Source organism: Arcobacter sp. YIC-80 (assembly GCF_044841725.1).
Lineage (GTDB): Bacteria > Campylobacterota > Campylobacteria > Campylobacterales > Arcobacteraceae > Arcobacter_B.
Genome location: NZ_JBJBSI010000001.1, coordinates 104613 through 123761 on the forward strand (window position 1 = coordinate 104613; position 19149 = coordinate 123761).

The 19149-nt window shown below is 26.2% G+C and carries 20 protein-coding genes; 5 read left to right on the forward strand and 15 right to left on the reverse strand.

What is annotated here, in order from left to right; all coding sequences use genetic code 11:
* Positions 1 to 28 precede the first annotated feature (28 nt).
* Complete coding sequence (locus ACH5BK_RS00505) at positions 29 to 1858, forward strand: ATP-binding cassette domain-containing protein (protein ID WP_404303763.1); 1830 nt, start codon at positions 29 to 31, stop codon at positions 1856 to 1858.
* Positions 1859 to 1895: 37 nt separating this feature from the next.
* On the opposite strand, the gene ACH5BK_RS00510 is transcribed toward ACH5BK_RS00505, so the two are convergent.
* The 4 genes from ACH5BK_RS00510 to ACH5BK_RS00525 form a co-directional block, all read right to left on the reverse strand.
* Positions 1896 to 2501, reverse strand: coding sequence for a GDSL-type esterase/lipase family protein (locus ACH5BK_RS00510; protein WP_404303764.1), 606 nt, complete (start codon positions 2499 to 2501; stop codon positions 1896 to 1898).
* A gap of 63 nt (positions 2502 to 2564) precedes the next feature.
* Positions 2565 to 2867 (reverse strand): antibiotic biosynthesis monooxygenase family protein, encoded by a 303-nt coding sequence (locus tag ACH5BK_RS00515; RefSeq protein WP_404303765.1) that lies wholly within the window; start codon positions 2865 to 2867, stop codon positions 2565 to 2567.
* A 93-nt stretch (positions 2868 to 2960) separates the two neighbouring features.
* Positions 2961 to 4172 carry a threonine--tRNA ligase gene (thrS, locus tag ACH5BK_RS00520; protein ID WP_404303767.1) on the reverse strand — a complete coding sequence of 404 codons (1212 nt, stop codon included), beginning with the start codon at positions 4170 to 4172 and terminating at the stop codon, positions 2961 to 2963.
* Positions 4173 to 4561: 389 nt separating this feature from the next.
* On the reverse strand, positions 4562 to 5182 hold the full coding sequence (locus ACH5BK_RS00525) for a Type 1 glutamine amidotransferase-like domain-containing protein (protein ID WP_404303769.1): 621 nt from the start codon (positions 5180 to 5182) through the stop codon (positions 4562 to 4564).
* 121 nt (positions 5183 to 5303) lie between these two features.
* On the opposite strand from ACH5BK_RS00525, the gene ACH5BK_RS00530 reads away from it, so the two are divergent.
* Entirely contained in the window at positions 5304 to 5729 is a 426-nt protein-coding gene (locus tag ACH5BK_RS00530; protein WP_404303770.1) for a DoxX family protein, read from the forward strand.
* Positions 5730 to 5794: 65 nt separating this feature from the next.
* On the opposite strand, the gene ACH5BK_RS00535 is transcribed toward ACH5BK_RS00530, so the two are convergent.
* The 8 genes from ACH5BK_RS00535 to ACH5BK_RS00570 form a co-directional block, all read right to left on the reverse strand.
* A complete protein-coding gene (locus tag ACH5BK_RS00535; protein WP_404303772.1) occupies positions 5795 to 6868 on the reverse strand; it encodes an FkbM family methyltransferase in 1074 nt (357 codons plus the stop codon).
* Positions 6868 to 7677, reverse strand: a complete 810-nt coding sequence (locus tag ACH5BK_RS00540; RefSeq protein ID WP_404303773.1) for a DUF234 domain-containing protein — start codon at positions 7675 to 7677, stop codon at positions 6868 to 6870. Before ACH5BK_RS00540 ends, ACH5BK_RS00535 begins: the two co-directional genes overlap by 1 nt.
* Positions 7678 to 7763: 86 nt before the next feature.
* Positions 7764 to 9056, reverse strand: a complete 1293-nt coding sequence (locus ACH5BK_RS00545; protein ID WP_404303775.1) for a murein hydrolase activator EnvC family protein — start codon at positions 9054 to 9056, stop codon at positions 7764 to 7766.
* Positions 9049 to 9867: a cell division protein FtsX gene (locus ACH5BK_RS00550; RefSeq protein WP_404303776.1), complete on the reverse strand. Its 819-nt coding sequence runs from the start codon at positions 9865 to 9867 to the stop codon at positions 9049 to 9051. The genes ACH5BK_RS00545 and ACH5BK_RS00550 overlap by 8 nt, the downstream gene beginning before the upstream one ends.
* A complete protein-coding gene (locus tag ACH5BK_RS00555; protein ID WP_404303777.1) occupies positions 9854 to 10516 on the reverse strand; it encodes a cell division ATP-binding protein FtsE in 663 nt (220 codons plus the stop codon). The genes ACH5BK_RS00550 and ACH5BK_RS00555 overlap by 14 nt, the downstream gene beginning before the upstream one ends.
* A complete protein-coding gene (trmB, locus tag ACH5BK_RS00560) occupies positions 10513 to 11709 on the reverse strand; it encodes a tRNA (guanosine(46)-N7)-methyltransferase TrmB (protein WP_404303778.1) in 1197 nt (398 codons plus the stop codon). Before trmB ends, ACH5BK_RS00555 begins: the two co-directional genes overlap by 4 nt.
* Before the next feature lie 11 nt (positions 11710 to 11720).
* Positions 11721 to 12992 (reverse strand): hypothetical protein, encoded by a 1272-nt coding sequence (locus tag ACH5BK_RS00565; protein WP_404303780.1) that lies wholly within the window; start codon positions 12990 to 12992, stop codon positions 11721 to 11723.
* Positions 12940 to 13926 (reverse strand): RluA family pseudouridine synthase, encoded by a 987-nt coding sequence (locus ACH5BK_RS00570; RefSeq protein WP_404303781.1) that lies wholly within the window; start codon positions 13924 to 13926, stop codon positions 12940 to 12942. Before ACH5BK_RS00570 ends, ACH5BK_RS00565 begins: the two co-directional genes overlap by 53 nt.
* Before the next feature lie 19 nt (positions 13927 to 13945).
* Between ACH5BK_RS00570 and ACH5BK_RS00575 the strand changes: the two genes are divergently transcribed.
* The 3 genes from ACH5BK_RS00575 (at position 13946) to ACH5BK_RS00585 (ending at position 16559) form a co-directional block, all read left to right on the forward strand.
* Entirely contained in the window at positions 13946 to 15052 is a 1107-nt protein-coding gene (locus ACH5BK_RS00575) for an FtsW/RodA/SpoVE family cell cycle protein (RefSeq protein WP_404303783.1), read from the forward strand.
* 2 nt (positions 15053 to 15054) lie between these two features.
* Positions 15055 to 15906 carry an agmatinase gene (gene speB / locus ACH5BK_RS00580; protein WP_404303784.1) on the forward strand — a complete coding sequence of 284 codons (852 nt, stop codon included), beginning with the start codon at positions 15055 to 15057 and terminating at the stop codon, positions 15904 to 15906.
* 74 nt (positions 15907 to 15980) lie between these two features.
* Positions 15981 to 16559 (forward strand): superoxide dismutase, encoded by a 579-nt coding sequence (locus ACH5BK_RS00585; protein WP_404303786.1) that lies wholly within the window; start codon positions 15981 to 15983, stop codon positions 16557 to 16559.
* Between the two features lie 58 nt (positions 16560 to 16617).
* Here the strand turns inward: ACH5BK_RS00585 and ACH5BK_RS00590 are convergent, their stop codons facing one another.
* The 3 genes from ACH5BK_RS00590 to ACH5BK_RS00600 all read right to left on the reverse strand — a co-directional run bounded on the left by ACH5BK_RS00590 (position 16618) and on the right by ACH5BK_RS00600 (position 19127).
* Entirely contained in the window at positions 16618 to 17538 is a 921-nt protein-coding gene (locus ACH5BK_RS00590; protein ID WP_404303787.1) for a methylenetetrahydrofolate reductase, read from the reverse strand.
* Between the two features lie 69 nt (positions 17539 to 17607).
* Positions 17608 to 18333 carry a hypothetical protein gene (locus tag ACH5BK_RS00595; RefSeq protein ID WP_404303788.1) on the reverse strand — a complete coding sequence of 242 codons (726 nt, stop codon included), beginning with the start codon at positions 18331 to 18333 and terminating at the stop codon, positions 17608 to 17610.
* Between the two features lie 14 nt (positions 18334 to 18347).
* Positions 18348 to 19127 carry an energy transducer TonB gene (locus tag ACH5BK_RS00600; RefSeq protein ID WP_404303790.1) on the reverse strand — a complete coding sequence of 260 codons (780 nt, stop codon included), beginning with the start codon at positions 19125 to 19127 and terminating at the stop codon, positions 18348 to 18350.
* Positions 19128 to 19149: the final 22 nt, after the last annotated feature.

The window sequence follows — 19149 nt, forward strand, 5'->3', positions numbered from 1 at the left end:
TAATTTAAAACTAACAAAAAGACTGGTTATGATAGAACTTTCAAATATTTCAAAAAGCTTTGCAAATAAAGAGTTATTTACAAATTTAAACTTTAGACTAAATAAAGGTAATAAAGTAGGTTTAGTAGGAAGAAATGGTAGTGGAAAATCTACTTTATTTAAAATCATTTTAGGAGAAGAACATCCTGATGATGGTGAAATAAACATACCTAAAAATTATAAGATAGGAGCTTTAAAACAGCATTTAGTATTTACTGAAAAGACAGTAAGGCAAGAGGGTGCTAAAGCTTTAAATGAAGAAGATAAATACAATGTCTATAAAGTTGAAAAAATTCTTTTTGGGTTAGGGTTTTCGGATGAGGATTTAGATAAATCACCACAAAGTTTTTCAGGTGGTTATCAAATCAGAATAAATTTAGCAAAACTTCTTGTAACACAACCAAACCTTTTATTACTTGATGAGCCTACAAACTACTTAGATATTGTATCTTTAAGATGGCTAAAAAGCTTTTTGAAATCTTTTGATGGGGAAGTAATAATTATCACACATGATAGAGACTTTATGGATAGTGTCACTACTCATACTATGGGATTAGTGCGAAAAAACTTAGAGATAATTCCTGGAAGTACTCATAAGTTTTATGCTCAGCTTGAAGCAAATGATGAACACTATGAAAAACAAAAAGCTAGTAATGAGAGAAAAAGAAAAGAGCTTGAAGAGTTTATTGCAAAAAACAAAGCAAGAGCTTCAACAGCAGCACAAGCTCAATCAAAACAAAAAGAGCTTGATAAAATGGAAGACTTTTCTAGTTTACAGAATGAAGCTACTTTAGATTTTGATTTTAATTATAAAGATACTCAAGCAAAAGTTTTACTAGATGTAAAAGATATCTCATTTGGTTATGATGAAACTAACTTATTATTTCAAGATATATCTTTTACACTTAAAAAAGGTGAAACTATTGGAATTATTGGTAAAAATGGTAAGGGTAAATCTACACTTTTAAATACCATTGCAGGTGAACTAAAAAATTTAAGTGGTACAATTAATTTTCATACTTCAACTACACTTGGACATTTTGGACAAACAAATATAGATCATTTAAATCCTGAAAATACAGTTATGGATGAAATATATTTAGGAAATGCAAAACTAGCAGAATCAACTGTTAGGGGTATTGCTGGGTCTATGATGTTTAGTGGTGATGATATCAAGAAAAAAATATCTCTTTTATCAGGTGGAGAAAAAAGTAGAGTAATGCTTGGTAAAATACTTGCAACCGATGTAAATTTACTTTTCTTAGATGAGCCTACAAATCACCTTGATATGCAGTCAATTGATGCTTTAATAAAAGCTATAAAAAACTTTAAGGGTTCATGTTTGATAGTTACTCACTCAGAAGAGCTTTTAAGAGAAGTTTGTGATAGTCTTATTATTTTTTCAAAAGGAACAGCTTCTTATTTTGATAGAGGATATGATGAGTTCTTAGAGAAAATCGGTTGGGAAGAAGAGGAAGAAGAAAAAAAAGAGAAAACACCTCCAAAAGTAAATAAAAAAGAGAATAAAAAATTAAGAGCACAAATAATTCAAGAAAGAAGCAAAAAAACATCACCCCTTAAGAAAAAGTTAGAAAAATTAGAAAATGAAATCATGGAACTTGAAGATGAAGTAAGTACTCAACAAGAAGAGCTTATAAAAGCTTCAAATGAAGGTGATAATAGTAAAGTTATCGAACTTTCTCAAATAGTAGTAAAAAATGAAAAATTAGTTGAGGATAAGTTTGAACAGCTTGAAATAAATCAACATGAATTAGATGAGATTGAAGAAGAATATCAAAAAAGACTAGATGAAATCTAGGTCTTTTTTTTCATATTATTATTTACTAGTGAGAAAATTATTTTAGAATCATCATTTTTTCATCTTCTAAAATCAAATTAGCAAATATACTATATCCTTTACTTTTAGGATGAGCACCATCATTTTGATTTGTTTCTTTTTTCCATATATTGTTTCTTTTTAGTTCATTAAATTTATTAATGTAATTAATTTCTAAATCAATACAAACTTTAGTATAGTCTTTAATAAGTTCTTCAATATGATTATTTACTTTATTATCATTAATAGTAGGAGGCATTATAAATAATACTTCATCATATTTTGATTTTGCTTTTGATAAAATATTTTGAAAATTTTTTACACTTATATCTAAATCTACCCTTTGTTTTCCATCAATCGTCACACAATCGTTCACTCCAAAACTAAAAACTACTATAAATTTATCACCATCTATAAGTCGTGCTTGAACTTCATCTTCCCATCGTTTTAATATATCTGATGAGGTTTCTCTCCTAACACCTAAATTATACGCTGTTAGTTCAATATTTTGATTATTTTTTTGAATATATTGACAAACTCTTTGAGTCCATCCTAAATATTCAGGGTCCCCTGTACCATTTACAAATGAATCACCAACAAAAGCAATTCTAATATCTTTTTTCATCTATGATTCCTTTTTTAATAAACAGCCAACCAAGAATGTTTCTTGGCTGTTAGAGCTTTTTTGTTAGACTTTAAATTCTTGACTACGAATTAAGTCACACACTTGTATTTGATAATCTGCGAAGAATTTTTCTTTACCTAGCTTTTGTACAGCTTGATGTTGGGGATGCGATTTCCATTCATCTACAGATTCAAGAGAGTCAAATTCTGCGATTACAACAATCTCACCATCTTGAGCCGAAAAATCCTTAACACCTAAAAAACCAGGCATTTTACTTACAATTTTTCCCATCTTTTCACTTAAAGTTGCAAACTTTTCTAAATCTGCATTTGGCATTAAGTGAAAACGAAAAACAACAATAATCATTATACTACCTCCTCATTTAGTATTTCCATATATTAATGGATAAGTTGTTCTCTCCCACCCTTTCCCTCCATATTATTTGATATGATTTTTTATTTATATCACTACATCCATCTCATATTTTAAATACTCAATAAAATCATTTAAAGAGGATTGATAACTCTCTTTTTTTAATTTATCTCTAATATTTAAGCTATTTTGCTCAAGCTCTTTATCTCCTATGATACATATTAAAGGGTTTTTATCTTTTTCAGCACTTTTAATTCTTTTATTTAAAGTATCATCAGAGTTATAAACTTTTATATTTATACCATCTAACAATAACTCTTTTTTTATTTTTTCTATATATTGCATTTGAGATTGACTATTTGAAGATATTGGTATAAATGCTGCTTGATTTGGGGATATACATACAGGTAAAACACCCTTATGATGCTCCAATAAAATTCCAATAAACCGCTCAATACTTCCTAAAATAGCTCTATGAATTATCACAGGTTGTTTCTCTTTCCCCTCATTATCAATATATTTCATATCAAATCTTTGGGGCAAATTAAAATCTATTTGAATACTTCCTAGTTGCCATTCTCTTTTATGTATATCATTTATTTTAATATCAATTTTTGGTCCATAAAATGCTCCATCCCCTTCATTTAATTGATACTCTTGTCCAAACTTTGCTAGAGCATTTATTATAGAGTTTTCTGCTTTCTCCCAGTTTTCATCACTCCCTATTGATTTATTTGGTCTTGAGGAAAAGTCTATTCGATATTCAAAACCAAAGAAACTCATCAATGATTCTATAAACTCTAGTATAGATAAGATTTCACTCTCTATTTGATTTGCCATACATATAATATGAGAATCATCCTGTACAAACTCTCTAACTCTAAATAATCCATGTAAAGTTCCCCTTAGTTCATTTCTATGAACTTGACCAAATTCAAAATATCTTACGGGTAACTCTTTGTAAGATTTTATACTATTTTGATACATTAAAATATGCATTGGGCAATTCATTGGTTTTAGTAGATAGTCTCTTTTTTCTACAGCTGATGGAAACATATTCTCTTTATAGTTTTCATAATGACCAGATATTTTCCACATAGTATCTTCCATCATTGCTGGAGATTCTACATACTTATATTCTCTTAATATATGAGATTTATATATTATATTTTTAAGATTATTTTTTAATTTTGCCCCTTGTGGTAACCAAAAAGCCATCCCAGGGCTTAATTCACTAAACATAAACAACTCTAATTTTTTTCCTAATATCCTATGATCCATATCATTCATTTTTTGCATTATAATTTCCTTTTAATTTAATACTTTATAGTGTGATTTCAATATTTAATATGTTATTGAACAAATATATTTAGCTTATATAATTAAAGAGTATTTAGGGGTATTATAATAATATTATATTTTATTATAATACTTAAAAAACATATTGTTTTTAAAATAACAATGATAAATATTTTAAACAGTTTGATTTTTTACGAGATTAATTAAAATGTAAGGGTGGTCGTAGGAATAATAATTGATTTAAGAAATTTTGAGATAACAATTTTCATAATTATTCCTTTTTATTAAGATTTGGTTATCATATATAAAAAATAAAAAAATGTCAAGAGCATGTATTAGTTCAATAGATATGGGATTAATAACTAGTATCAAAAAAGACTAGATGAAATCTAGGTCTTTTTTATAACCTTATAATTACTATCATTTACAATGATAACTTCATTATTATTAAAAGGAAGTAGATTTATAGACTTGTGATATTTCTCTATAATCATTTTTGTAGATTCTTCAAAAGGAAAGTTTTGATAATGAGGGACAGGATAAAAATCTACTATATTTAAAGAGTCAAAATTCTTCAATTTTACCTCTTCATTACTATCCATATAATGAATATAATCTATACTCGAAGATAAAACTATACTACCTGCAGATTCTCCAACATATAGTTTACCTGAATTTATTTGTTCTATTAAAATTTTATCAGCTCCAGTTCTTTTTAGTTCTTTTAATAAAAAAAATGTATTCCCTCCACCTATATAAATGAAATCATTATTTTCAAGTTTATTTTTAATATCTTCAAATGATGAAGTAGATAATTCTAATATATCTATTTCAATATCAATACTTTTAAAAAAATCTATTGCTTCTTTGATAAAAAAGTCTACTTCTTCAAATTTACTTGCTGTAGGTATAAAAGTTACTTTTTTTACTTTAAAGTTATTATCTTTTATATAATCAAGAAATAGATTAGTAGTATTTGAAAAATAAGAAGTTAAAAACAGATGTTTCATTTATTAAACCTTTTTTAGAAAATTAAATTTATTATAATATAAAAACTCTACTAAATAACTTGTAAATAAACTCTTTACAAAAAAATATTACTATTCGTCTGCAATTAAAAAAAGGATGATTATGTTTGAATTATTATTTAACAAAAAAAGAGTATTTGAGGACTTGGCTTTATTATTATTAAGATTATTTATGGGTGGGACGTTTTTAGTATATGCTATTAAAAAAGTACAAGGTTTTGACAATTATGTAGTACTATTTTCTGATAAACTTGATTTACCATTTCCAATGATAAATTTATATTTAGTTATGGCTGTTGAAGGTATTGGTGGTATTTTACTTATTTTAGGAGTTTTAACTAGATTTATAAGTATACCATTAATTTTCACTATGGTAGTAGCATTTTTTTTAGTAAATATAAATAATGGCTTTGCTGCATCAAATTTTGGTGTGGAAGTTCCTTTAGCTTATATATCAATACTTATAGTATTATTTGCTTTTGGTTCAGGTAAAATAAGTGTAGATGATAAATTATTAAAAAGCAACTAGTTTAAAAAAATATTTAGATAATAAACTTAAATTTTATAAGAGATTTTGTTTATTATCTAAAGTTATTATATTTTAGGAATAAAGTACATAACAGTTTCGTATATACCTTCCATATAGTGTCTAAGGTATATATCATAGTCATTTCTAATACTTAACACTAAGTTTGGAACCTCATACCAATCACTTGCTTTATGATAAATACATATAGCTAAAATAGGTTGATATTCTTTTATGGTGTTTTTAGCACCTTCTAGGGCTTTTATTTCATCCCCTTCAATATCAAGCTTAATAAAATCTATTTTTTCTTTTATAAGCTTATCTACGGTGTTTATATTTTGTGTTTGATAGTCGTGCCTACAGTTATTTTGAGGTTCTTGTAAGTTATCTTCTATAAGTTGAGTTTTATTTCCTAATCCACAATTTATAAATTCTACATTTTTTAAATTGGGATTTTCTCTTTTTGCTATGTTTATATGAAGTAAACTTGGCTCAATACAGTAAATTTTTTTATAATCAGGATAGTTTTTAAGTATATATTCTAATGTATCACCAACATAAGCACCACCATCTAAAAAACTTATATTTTTTATATGAGGTATTATTTCTTTGTCAAAGTATTGATTTTCATGGTCATTTGTAAAACCTTTCATAAACTCTAAATCATAGCTTATTTTGAAATTTATTACTTTCTCAAAAATCCTTTTTGATTTTTCATCTTTTAAAAGCTCATAGGTTTTTTTATATTTATCTTTGTTTTTAGAAAAGTCATCTTTAAAATCACCCATAAAAATAGGAGAGGGTAATTGAAAACCACTATAATAATAAAAGCTAAGATAGTTAAAGTTTTTATATCCTAGTTCATCTAATTTATTTTTTACTTCAAGAGGGCTTCCTGTTGAAGCACTTAATATTATAGAGTTTTCTTTAGGTATATCTTCTATTTTTAAAATATCTTTCTTTTTTGAACTTTGAACTCTTGTAAAGTCATCTATTATGCCATCAACATGGATATGTTTAATAACTGCTTTTTCAAATTTATTTATACCTAAAATATATTTTTTAGTATCTTTTGAGTTGATAAAAAGCTGTGTAAGCTCTTTATCTTTTTTGTTTTCATAATCTAAATCTACTAGTTTCATTATTGAGTAAGTAATTTTAGACTTTTTGCATTGAAAAGTTTTAGTGTTTCACTTTTCATAGTTTTTAGTTCACTTGTAAAACCATTATTAGCAAATATCATAAATATATCAGCTTGTATTCCTACGTCTTTACAATCTTGCATTAGTTTTGTAAGTACTGCTTTTTTGATTTTTGAGGTAGTGTTTTTACATACACCTACGATTATTTTATTGTCTTTTGTTTGAACTATTACATCTATTTGTCTTGTTTTATCCCAGTATTTACCTAAGTCTTTTATTCCATCTTTTTCATAGAAATCTCTTGAGTATTCCATACATAATTCTTCAAAAATAAACTCTTGAAATTGTGTAAAGTTGTTTTTAAATCTCTCATCAAATTCAGTATATTTACTATCTCTAATTCCTTTATAAATAGGAGAAATAAAAGCAAACCAAAATCTTAAAAATGGTGTGGTAAATAAAAGTTTTTTAGCAATAGTACTATTATCTACTTTTTTAGCTAAAAAGTTAAATGATGATTCAATTTCTATAATACCTTTGTCACAAAGGTTATCAACACAAGTCATTCCTTCTTCAAAACTTACATGAGCTCTTTTAAAAGAAGCATTAGTTCTTCTATCACTTAATGCAATACCTGTTAATACAGCATGATCTATATGATAGCCACCCGTAAGTAAGTGTATTTCTTTTTTTAATTCTTCATAGTTATTTAGAATATGAGATTTTATTAATTCTTCTAGGGGTTTAGTAGTATCAATCTTTAAGTCATATCCACCAAATACACTAAAGTACTTTATTGCTGTTTGCATATCTTTTGGATTGTTTTTTTTACAAAAAAGCGCAAACTGCTTTTTTGTTGATAAGTCGATTAAAAAAATGTTATTCCTTTGTTTTTTTATATTTTAAATAAATCTTTTGGATTTATATGATAAGAGTTTTTAGTAGCTTGAAAAGTTAAGTTATTATTAACTCTTCCTACCACATAGCCTTTTTTTATCCATTTCCCAACTTTTAAAGTAGGAGCAATTTCATCTAAATGAGAATAGATTGTATGTAATCCATTTTGATGTTGTACAATCACAACATTTTCAAGCATTCCTGCATTTTTTTTTGCATATACTACTTTTCCATTTAATACTGAAACTACTTTTGCCTTTGGTCTTTTTGTTTTTAAAACAACAGATTCATTGAATAGTTTGATTTTATATACAGGATCATAATATGTACCAAATTTTTTAACAACTTTAAAAGATTTAAGAGGTGCAATAGTTTTACTTCCCCTATATTTTGTGATTTTAATACCAGAGGTTGAAGAACCTATCTTTCTTACATCAAGATTTAGTTTTTGAGCGTACCTTTGGTTTCTATCTTGAGCTGTTTCTATTTTAGTTGAGCTAGATTTTTTTTCTTTTTTCTTTTTAGCTGCTAATAATCTTCTTATTCTTTCTCTTCTTTCACGTTCTTTTTGTATTTCTTCTTTTTTTAAAATATTAAGTCTTGATAGTAAACTTTTTAAAGATTCTTGTTTTCTTACAACTTCTTTTAATTGTTCTTGATATTCTTGATGTTGTTTCTCTAGATTTGTAAGAGATTTAGAGTGTTTAGATTTTAAAGTATTTAGAGTTCTTTTAGTCTCTTGTCTCTCTTTTATATAAGATGAAATTTTTTTGATTTTTTTTTGATTTTCTTTTGTATTACTTGTAAGAAGTTCATAGTTATTATTAAGTTTTAATATTTCATCTTTTGAATTTTCAGAAAGTATAGTATATATCTCACTATCAACTAGTTCTTTTAAACTATCTTTTGAAGCAAGTTTTAAAGCAATTGAGGTTGAAAAATCTTCAATAATAGTATCTACTATTTGTTCTTCATTTGTTTTCTTTTTTTTGATAAGTTTAGAAGATTTTGTTTTTAATAATGAGATTTTCTTCTTTGATTCTTCAAGTAATTCTGTATGCTTTTCTATATCAGCATTTATTCTTTTTATATCTTTTTCAAGATTTGAAATATTGTCATTTTGTTTATTTATCTTTTTTGATAATTCATTTATTTTTTGAGTAGTTGCTCTTTTTTTTGATACATTATTATTCAAAATCTTTTTATTGTTTTGAATCTTTTTATCTATAGAATTTGTAGATGTATATGAAAAAGTACTTAGTAAAATTACTGTTATAAATATTTTAATCATTGTTAATTTTATACTTTAGTAAAACACCAATTATTGTAAACAAAGATATACCAAATGATAGTATAAATAGTTTAAACAATTCATTGTAAAAGTCTATCTTAACATCTATTATATCCATAAGTTCATAAGGGAAAATAACCATCATGTTACCAGAGACATAATATAAAAATGCACCAACAATTATAAACGAAAATAGTGAACTAAGAATAGCATAATTTAACACACTTGAGGCACTATATAAAATAGAAGCACCATGAAGTCTCAAAATTGCTATTTTTGTACTATGTTCATGAAACCAAAGTTTTACTTGTTTTGCTATGATAATAATAGCAAAAATTGTAATTATAAAAAATAAAATAAATGTAATACTATTTAATAAAACTAGTAAAAGGTATGTTTGATTATGGTCTTTTGAAAATACTTCTACTTTCCTAATATTTTTATTTTGAAGTAAAGTATTTTTAATTTTTTCTAGTTGGGTTGTTGTAGGAAACTCTTCTAAAAATATTTGATAAAAGTTTGGTAGTTTTCTTTTCAATAATTTGATTGAAGTATCAGATAAATTTGACTTAATATTATTTATAATACGGTTCTTTTTTAGAGTTTGAATTTTTTCTACATCAATTCCTGCTAGCGTATTTATATTTTCTTTAATAAGTGGTGTATTCGTAATTATTACTATTGAATAATCATTTGCTATTCTTTGTTTATAATTTACTACCACATTATCTATTAATAAATAGATTGAAAAAGTAATTAGCATTGCTGTAAGAGGAATTAAAAAAGCGAAAATATTCTTAAGAAACTTCATATATCATACCGTCCTCTAAAGATAACTGTCTAAACTTTATTCCTAAATTCTTAGGTACTCTATGTGTTACAACTACGATTGTAATACCAAGTTGTTCATTTGCACCTTTAAGTAAATTCCAAACAACTTCAGCAGAATAATCATCTAAATTTCCAGTTGGTTCATCTGCAATAATTATTTTAGGGTTATGGGCTAAAGCACGTGCTACTGCTACTCTTTGTTGCTCACCTCCACTTATTTCATTTGGATAATATCCAGCTCTATGAGAAAGTCTTACATGAGCTAGAAGCTTATTTGCTTGATCTCTTGAAACTTCATTTGAGTAACCATTGATTTTAAGAGGAATCATTATATTTTCTTCAATAGTAAACTCACTAATAAGTTTGTAGTCTTGAAATATAATTCCAATATCTTTTCTTAAAACCCTTAGCTTTTTACCTCCAATACCAAATACTTCTTGTCCTTCAATCTTTAAACTACCATGTTTTAAGGGAATATCTCCATAAAATGATTTTAATAAAGTAGATTTACCACTACCTGAGTTTCCACCTATGAAGATGAACTCTTTTTGTTTAATAGTAAAATTACCTTTTTTTATAATATATTTATTATCATCATAAGATAAGTATATATTTTTAGCTTCAATCATTTACTTAAAATCTCTTTTAATTTTTTATGTGCATTTAGGTTAGAGCTTGTAGGAATAGGACTTCCTTGATAATAAGAAACCTTTCCTTCCTCAACTAAAATATATTTACTTACAGGTCTATCAAAATTACCCATTGTAAGTTGTATCATTCCTGAATTCTCTTTATTCTCTAAAGTAAAAATATCTTCAATATGAACAAAATAACCATTTTCAACTATAGATTTTGTAGGAATATTTTCTATAAGTTGTAAATAGTCCTCAATTTCAAAATCAAAGTCAAAATCTGGCTTTATATCAATAGCTTCATCTTCTTGTGAAGATACTAAAACTACATCATAGATATTTTTACCCATTTTTTTCCATCTATCTTCATATTTACTAGATACTTCTAAATCTTTATTAATATCAATTGTAATTCTTCCTTTAGGAAGATTTGTAAGAAGTTCAGTACAATAGTCGAAGTATTTTCTACTATCAGTTCTAAGTTCTAGTGTTCCACCAATTTTTAAAACTCTTAAAGCTTCATTTATAAACTCATTTGAGTAGATTCTTCTATGGGGTTTTTTATCCCAAGGTACTGGGAAGTGAACAAAGATTTTACCAACTTTATTTGATTTAATAAATTCCATAAATAGTCTTGCATCATAATTTACAATTAAAACATTTTCAATTTCTTGTAATTCAAGTTGTTTTGATAGTTGTTCAATTGATGGTGTATGAATTTCTAAACCTATAAACTGTACATTAGGATTGTTTTTTGCTTGATAAATCAGATGTCTACCACTTCCAAATCCAATTTCAATTTGTATTTCTTTGTCTGTATCAAACTCATCAACAAAATAGTTTATATCTTTTATATATTTATTTTGAGGAACTATTTTATTTGAAAAATTGTTAGTATTTGAAAAAACAATATCAGCCTCAATTGCTTTTGCATAACTATTTATAGCATCTTTTACTACACTAACGGGAGAAACCCTTGTAACTTTATCAAATTTAACCATCTGATTTTCATCTTTGGGTCTAATTGTTAATAAAAAATCTCTATTATCTTTTTGTACAGCTATTTTATACTCTGTATTTCTTTTTTTCTGTGTAAAATTATATGATTTTGCAATAAACTTAAAATCAACACCATCACAAGATGATGGTGTTTTAACTAGGTCTGTTTGTTTGTATACGATATGCGGCATTTTCTTCTTTACTATTTTTGAATTTTTGGTAAGATTAATTCAGCTTCATCAGTTTTATCTGAAATTAATCCATAAGTGTCATTTGCTTGAATAGAGTATTTATATTGTACTCCATTGATGATATTATTGTCTTCAAATCTTAGACCTTTAATATCTGTAAACTTTTCAGTTTTACTTTCCCAAAAGCCTGTTTTTGTTGTTTTGTAAACATTATAAGAAACAGCTCTATTATCTCCGGCAGACCAGTTTAATATAGCTTTTGAACCTTGAATTTGGGCTAATGTCATCACTGGCTTAGATGGTTTACTAAGAGTCATACCTTTTTTCCCATCTATTTTATCCGAGCTTCTTAAAAAGTCTTTATCTATGGCATAAACTTTGTAGTAATAACTTTTCCCATCTTCATCAATGTGATCAGTATAGTCTAAAGTATTCTTTGTAAACTCTTTATGTTTTGTATATCCAATACTTTGAAAAGGACTTCTGTAAATTACATATTTTAAAACATCTTCTGTAGGACTTGGATCCCACTTTATTACAATCTTTTTAGGTTGATTTATAGATACTTGAAGGTTTTGTACACCAATTGGTAAAGGTTTTGTTTTTGCAGTTACAACTTTACTTGGTTGTGTAGCAATATCCTCAAAAGTATAAGCAATTACTCTATATTTAAAAGTCTCATTGTTTCCAAGATTTGTATCAATGTATTCAGCGTTAAGTCTACCTTTGATAGTTTTTAAAGTAAGCCATTTTGAATTTTTAACATCAAGTTTTTGAATCTTATAATATTCAATTCTTAAATCAGGATGTGGTCTCCATACAATTTTAATTCTATTAGGAAGATCATTTATCCCTTGAACAAAACTTACAGGTAAAGCTCTAGCTGCTGTAGAAGCAACATAGGCTTTTGTAGTTTTTGATTCCATTCCATCCCTAGATTTTGAAGAGATTTGGTATACATATTTTGTATTTGGTTCTAGGTTTTTGTCCACAAAGTGAGTTGTATATCTGTTGTCTAAACTTTCAATAAGTTTTAATCTTCTTCCATCTTTATGCATATTAGCTCTATAGAAGTTATATCCAACTACTCTTGGGTCTTCTACTTTTTTCCATTCAAAAGCAATAGATGTAATATCTGAAATAGCTTTGATAGAGTTATTATCAATTACTTCAAGAGTATCATCAATTTTAGGCTTAATAGGAGTGTTTAGGTTGTTTATACTACAACCACTAAGTAAAAGAACTAAAGCTGTTAATGATGTTGTTTTCACCAATGTTGTCATTTAAAATCTCCGTTTGAAAGTTGTTATTTAAAAAGTCATTCATATCATTTGGCAATTCTGCTTTAAAACTCATCTGTTTTTTTGTTATAGGATGAGTTAAATATAAATTATATGCGTGTAAATAAAATCTATTTATTTTATTTAAATCGCCCTTAAAACCATATAAATTATCTCCAAGTATATGCCTATTTATCGAAGCTAAGTGTACTCTAATTTGATGTGTACGTCCTGTAAATAGTTTTGCTGCAATTAGTTCATATTTTTCATTATTGCTTTGCATTATTTTTGAAAAAGCAGACTTTGCATTTTTTCCACTTACTTCTATTGACATTTTAAGTCTATTATTTGGATTTCTTCCAATTGGTTTTTCAATTATCATATTATCTTTTAAAGGTAAATCAATGATTGCAAGATAGTATCTTCCCATAGATTTATCTTCAAGTTGTTTTGATAAACCAATATGAGCTTCATTTGTTTTAGCAACCACCATAACACCACTTGTACCCTTATCAAGTCTATGTACTATTCCATGTCTTTCTTCACCTGAAATAGTAGATAAAGATATATTTTTAAGTTTTAACCAGTCTACTAAAGTCGCATCTTTTACACTTGGGGCATCATGAACTGTAAGATTATAAGGTTTATTTATAACTAAAATATGTTCATCTTCATAAATAACTTTTACATCTTTTCCTTCAAGAGATTCTTTTACAAAAGTTTCATCTTTTACAGGATTTAATTCTGTTTGTGGAAAATGAACTTCAATTTCTTGATTTATTTTTAACTTAAGACCTGTCTTACTAACGGTCTTACCATCTACTTTAACAAACTGTTTTTTTATAAGTTGTTCTATTTGGTTTCTAGATGCATCAATTTGTGATGCGAGAAATTTATCTAGTCTATTTGCTTCTTGAACAATAAAAATTTTATCCATATTTAGATACTCTTTCACTATGCGTTTATTTGATAAGAGAATTATATCCCATTTTGATTATTTATTACTGATATTTGTTTTACCTTTGGTGTTTTTATCGCACCATCTTATAAGTGAAACAAATGAAATATTAGCAAAGAAACAATTAATTTATTTTTCAATCTCACTATTTGCTTTTGCATTTGTGTTTATTTTACCAATTAGGAAAAAATTAAGACTAATTCCATTTTTATATTGGGTAGGAATAGCATTGCTTTTAGCTGTAGAGTTTTGGGGAGTAACAAAACTTGGTGCAAAAAGATGGTTGCCCGTACCTATTTTAAATACAACAATGCAACCCTCAGAACTAATAAAACCTATCTATATTCTGATGTTAGGTTATTTAATACATAATAGACCTCCACCAAAATATGGTTATGGAGTGAAAGATTTTTTATATTTTTCATTTTATATTTTATTACCGTTTATTTTAATAGCCAAAGAACCTGATCTTGGAACAGCTCTTGTAATGCTTTTAGTAGGTTATGGTATTTTATTTATTATAGGTGTAAACTGGAAAATTTGGGCAACAATTATTTTAAGTATAGGTTTAGCTTCACCTTTGATTTATACATATTTAATTAAAGATTATCAAAAGAAAAGAATTAAAGATTTTATTTCTGAAAAACCAAGTTATCATGTCCAACAATCAATTATTGCTATTGGTTCAGGTGGTCTTGTAGGAAAAGTAAGTGAAGATGCAACCCAAACTCAATTGAAGTTTTTACCAATTGCTACAAGTGATTTTATTTTTGCTTACTTTGTTGAGAGATATGGTTTTTTAGGTTCTTTAGGTTTAATCTTTATTTATGCTTTACTAATAATGCATTTGCTTAGTATGAACTATTATTATAAAGATGATTACGTCATACGGTGTTTTGCTTCTGGATTGGCACTATTAATATTTTTTAATATGAGTGTGAATATTTTAATGGTTATTGGTTTTGCACCAGTAGTTGGACTTCCTTTACCACTATTTTCTTATGGTGGAAGTTCTTTTATTAATTTTGCGATAATATTCGCAATATTAGAAAATTTATTAGCTTTTAGATACATGGATATGTATAATTATGAGAGGAGATTATAAATATGAAAGCTCAAAGTAATACTTTTATAGGTTTTGAAGACGATTTTAGTTCTTCACAAGCAGTTTTATTTGGTGTACCATTTGATGGAACAACATCTTTTAAACCTGGAGCTAGGTTTGCACCAAGTGCAATGAGAGAAGAGTCTTGGGCAATTGAGAGTTATTCTCCTTATTTAGATAAAGATTTAGAAGATTTAAAGTTGTTTGATTATGGTAATTTAGAGCTTCCTTTTGGTGACAAAATGAGTGCTTTAGCAATGATTGAAGAAATAGTAGATGAAATAGTAGCTTCTGATAAAAAGCCTATTATGATAGGTGGAGAACATTTAGTATCTTATGCCCCAATAAAAGCATTGAGCAAAAAATACAAAGATTTAAATATTATTCATTTTGATGCTCATACAGATTTAAGAAAAGATTATTTAGGTGAAGAATTTTCTCATGCTACAGTTTTTAGAAGAGTTTATGATTTATTGGGAGATGGAAGATTAAATCAATTTTGTATTAGAAGTGGATTAAAAGAAGAGTTTGAGTGGGCAAAAACTCATGCGCACTTAGAAAAATTTACTTATAACACACTTGAAAGTAGAGTAGAGGCTTTAAAAAACAAACCTGTATATATTTCTATTGATTTAGATGTTTTTGATCCCTCTGTTTTCCCAGGAACAGGAACTCCTGAACCAGGTGGAATAAATTTTCATCAAATGTTAGAAATTATAGGAATTTTATCAAAATTAGAAAATGTTGTAGGTCTTGATGTTGTTGAGTTAAGTCCAAAACATGATGCAAGTGGCGTTTCAACGGCAGTTGCCTGTAAAACATTAAGAGAATTAGTATTAGCAACTATTAAATAACAGATTTACTTCTTTTTAAGGTTAAAAAAGTATCATTATTTTGTGTAGAAAAATTTATGCGAAAGGATAAGAATATGACACACGAATTAATGAAACTACCTTATGAAATGGATGCACTAGAGCCTTTGATGTCAAAGGAAACTTTAGAGTACCACTACGGAAAACATCACCAAACTTATGTAAATAAATTAAATGATTTAATTAAAGATACAAAATATGAAAATTTATCACTAGAAGAAATTATTAAAACTTCTGATGGTGGTGTTTTTAATAATGCAGCACAGGTTTTCAATCATGATTTTTTCTGGAATAGTTTAAGTCCAAATGAAAAACAAATACCAACAAATTTAGAAAATAAATTAGTAGAAACTTTTGGTTCAATCGAAGAGTTTAAAAAAGAATTTATTAATAAAGCTACAACTCATTTTGGTTCAGGATGGGCATGGTTGATAAAAGATGATGACAATAATTTGAGTATTATATCAACATCAAATGCAAACACTCCAATAGTAGAAGGTTTAAAGCCTCTTTTAGTATGTGACGTATGGGAACATGCATATTACATTGACTGTAGAAATGCAAGACCTACATATTTAGAAAACTTTTGGAAATTAGTAAACTGGGAATTTGTAGCCCAAAATTTAGAAAACTAAAAAAAAGGGCAACTACATTTGTAGTTGCCCTTTTTTATTATACTTTTATTTTTAATCTTTAATTTTCTTTTACTATTTTTTTTACTTCTTCAAGAAGCTCAACAGAAGCTTCAATCTCTTCTTTTCTAATAGCAACACTTTCTATATTACAACCTACAGGAATACCTCTTTTTTTACCAAAAATATAAAGTTCTTCAAAAATATCCCTTGATAGTTTTACTGATTCTTTTAAAATATTACCAGATTCTTTTAAATCTTCTTCTAAATAGTTTGGAATATTAATTCCCAACCATTTCATAAAATCAAGTGTTTTTGCACTACCACAAGGTGTCAATGTAAAAATAATTGGAACCATTTGTAGGTTATTTTCTTTTACATATTTTGCATAATCAGTTAAAAATATTTTAGAAGCTTCTAAATCATAAACACATTGAGTGATAAAAAATTCACAAGAACTATTTATTTTTGAAGCAACTCTTAAATGCTCATCATGTTTTTTTGAGTGACGTTCTGGTATTGCTATTCCACCTAAACAAAGATTGTCATTTACTTTTCTTTTTAATTCATAAGCTTGTTTCAATGTAATATTTGTTTGCTGCTCATGGGAAGCTGCTCCTACAAAAACTGAGTGAACTTGACTTTGTTTTGTTTCTTCAAGCCAAGCAGAAAACCTCTCTTCATTATAGTTTCCTACTGCTCTATATACTATTCTTGGAGTTTTTAATTCTTGTAAGTAGTTTTTTGAATACTCACAAGGATTGATAGTTTTGATAAATGGAAAAGGTCTTTTTTCATCAGTTCTATCTGATTCATCTTGAATATCATATAATACTAAACCATCAACATTTAGTTTTGAAATTCTTTCTACATGTTTTTTTGCTATTTGTTGTATTTCTTCTTCTGTATGTTTTACTTTAGGTGGCGTAATACCATATAAAATAATACCTTCTTCTTTATTTCTTATTTTGTCTGTTAACATCTAATACCTTAATATAAATCATTAAAATTATCGTATTTTACTATCTTATGTTTAAAATTATTTAAAAAATTACATTTGTCCTTGTTTGCTTAGTATTTCTTTTAAAATATCTAAATCATAAATACTTGGGCCACAAGTTTTTTTTGTAGTGTCTATATTGATAAGCTTGTTGCCTTTTTCATCTAAATAGCTATATTTTAAAACATAATCTTTTTTTAATAAGTCAAGTGTTGTTTCATCTTCACATAAAGAATTTTGAACATCTTTTTTGAAGCTCTTTAAATTTAAATTGGCAATATGAGAAAATTTTTTATTTACAATTTGATAAGTATATAATATTTTATTTTCAATTTTATCAATATTTTTCAAGTTAGTGTATGAGTTTACTTTTATAGGAAGTTGTGCTTTATAGGCTTTTATTTGAGAACCAATAAAATAATCTTCAAAATAGTAAACTTTTAAAATATCAAGTGTTGAAAATAGAGTACTAATTAAATTTATTGTAACAGTAAGTTTAGCTAAAAAAGCTAAAAATTTAGAGCCTTTATATTGGTTTGCACTTTTAATTACAGCAATAAAAATAAATATAGTATAAATAAATAATAAAAAAAATAAAGCTAAATTAATATATGTTTGAGTTTTATTAAATGTTAATTCATAATAGCTATTATTTAAATCTATTTGAATAAAAATATTTAATAAAAATGTTACTAAAATAAAATATATCCAAAATACAATTTTTAATGGTATTTTTCCTTTAAGTAAATTTTTTATTAATTCTTTTATTTTTGTCATTTTAAGTATTCCTTTTAATAAAGTCTATAGTGTACATTAAAAATAAGTTTTGTAGGTGTTTTAGGTTTAGGATAGTCTTTATATGCTATTCTAATTAATTCCAATGAATATTCATCAAAAATAGAATATCCTGATGAGTTTGTGATTTTTAAATTTGTTATATCACCATTTGGATGAAAAATAAATGAAACTTGATTATTTCCTGATAATCTCATTTTTCTTGCAATATAAGGATATCCTAATCTATTTAAAACTCTTTGAGTAATAGCTTGAAATCTATTAAGATTCTTTTTTATAAATGCTTTTTGAACCTTAGTAAAAGTTTCAAATTCTCTTCCATAAAGACGTTCAACTTGACTTAACATTTTTTCTTCTTCTGGATTTTTTTGAGATAAAAAATCTTCAAGAGTTTTATGTTGAATAGAGTTTTCTTTTTTTACGATTTGATTCTTTAATATTTTATTTTGTAATTCATTACTCTTTTTTATTTGTTTTTTTATAACTTTTTTAGTGGTTTTATTTTTTGCCTTTACTTTATTTTTTTTAACTAGTTTCTTTTTTGTTGTTTTTTTTATAATTTTTTTTGGGTTATCTTTTTTTTCGATTTTTTTTATAATATTTTCTTTTTCAACAACTTCTTTTTTCTTTAGTTTTACATATTTTACTTGTGTTTTATTTATTTGTTTTGTTTGTTCTTGTAAAGGTTTCTTCTTGACTTCTTTTTTAGTTATGGAAAAAAGAAATAAGAAATGAAGTGAAATTGATAGTAAAAAAGCAACAAGTATTATTTTCATAAAAAAGATTATATAAAAAAAA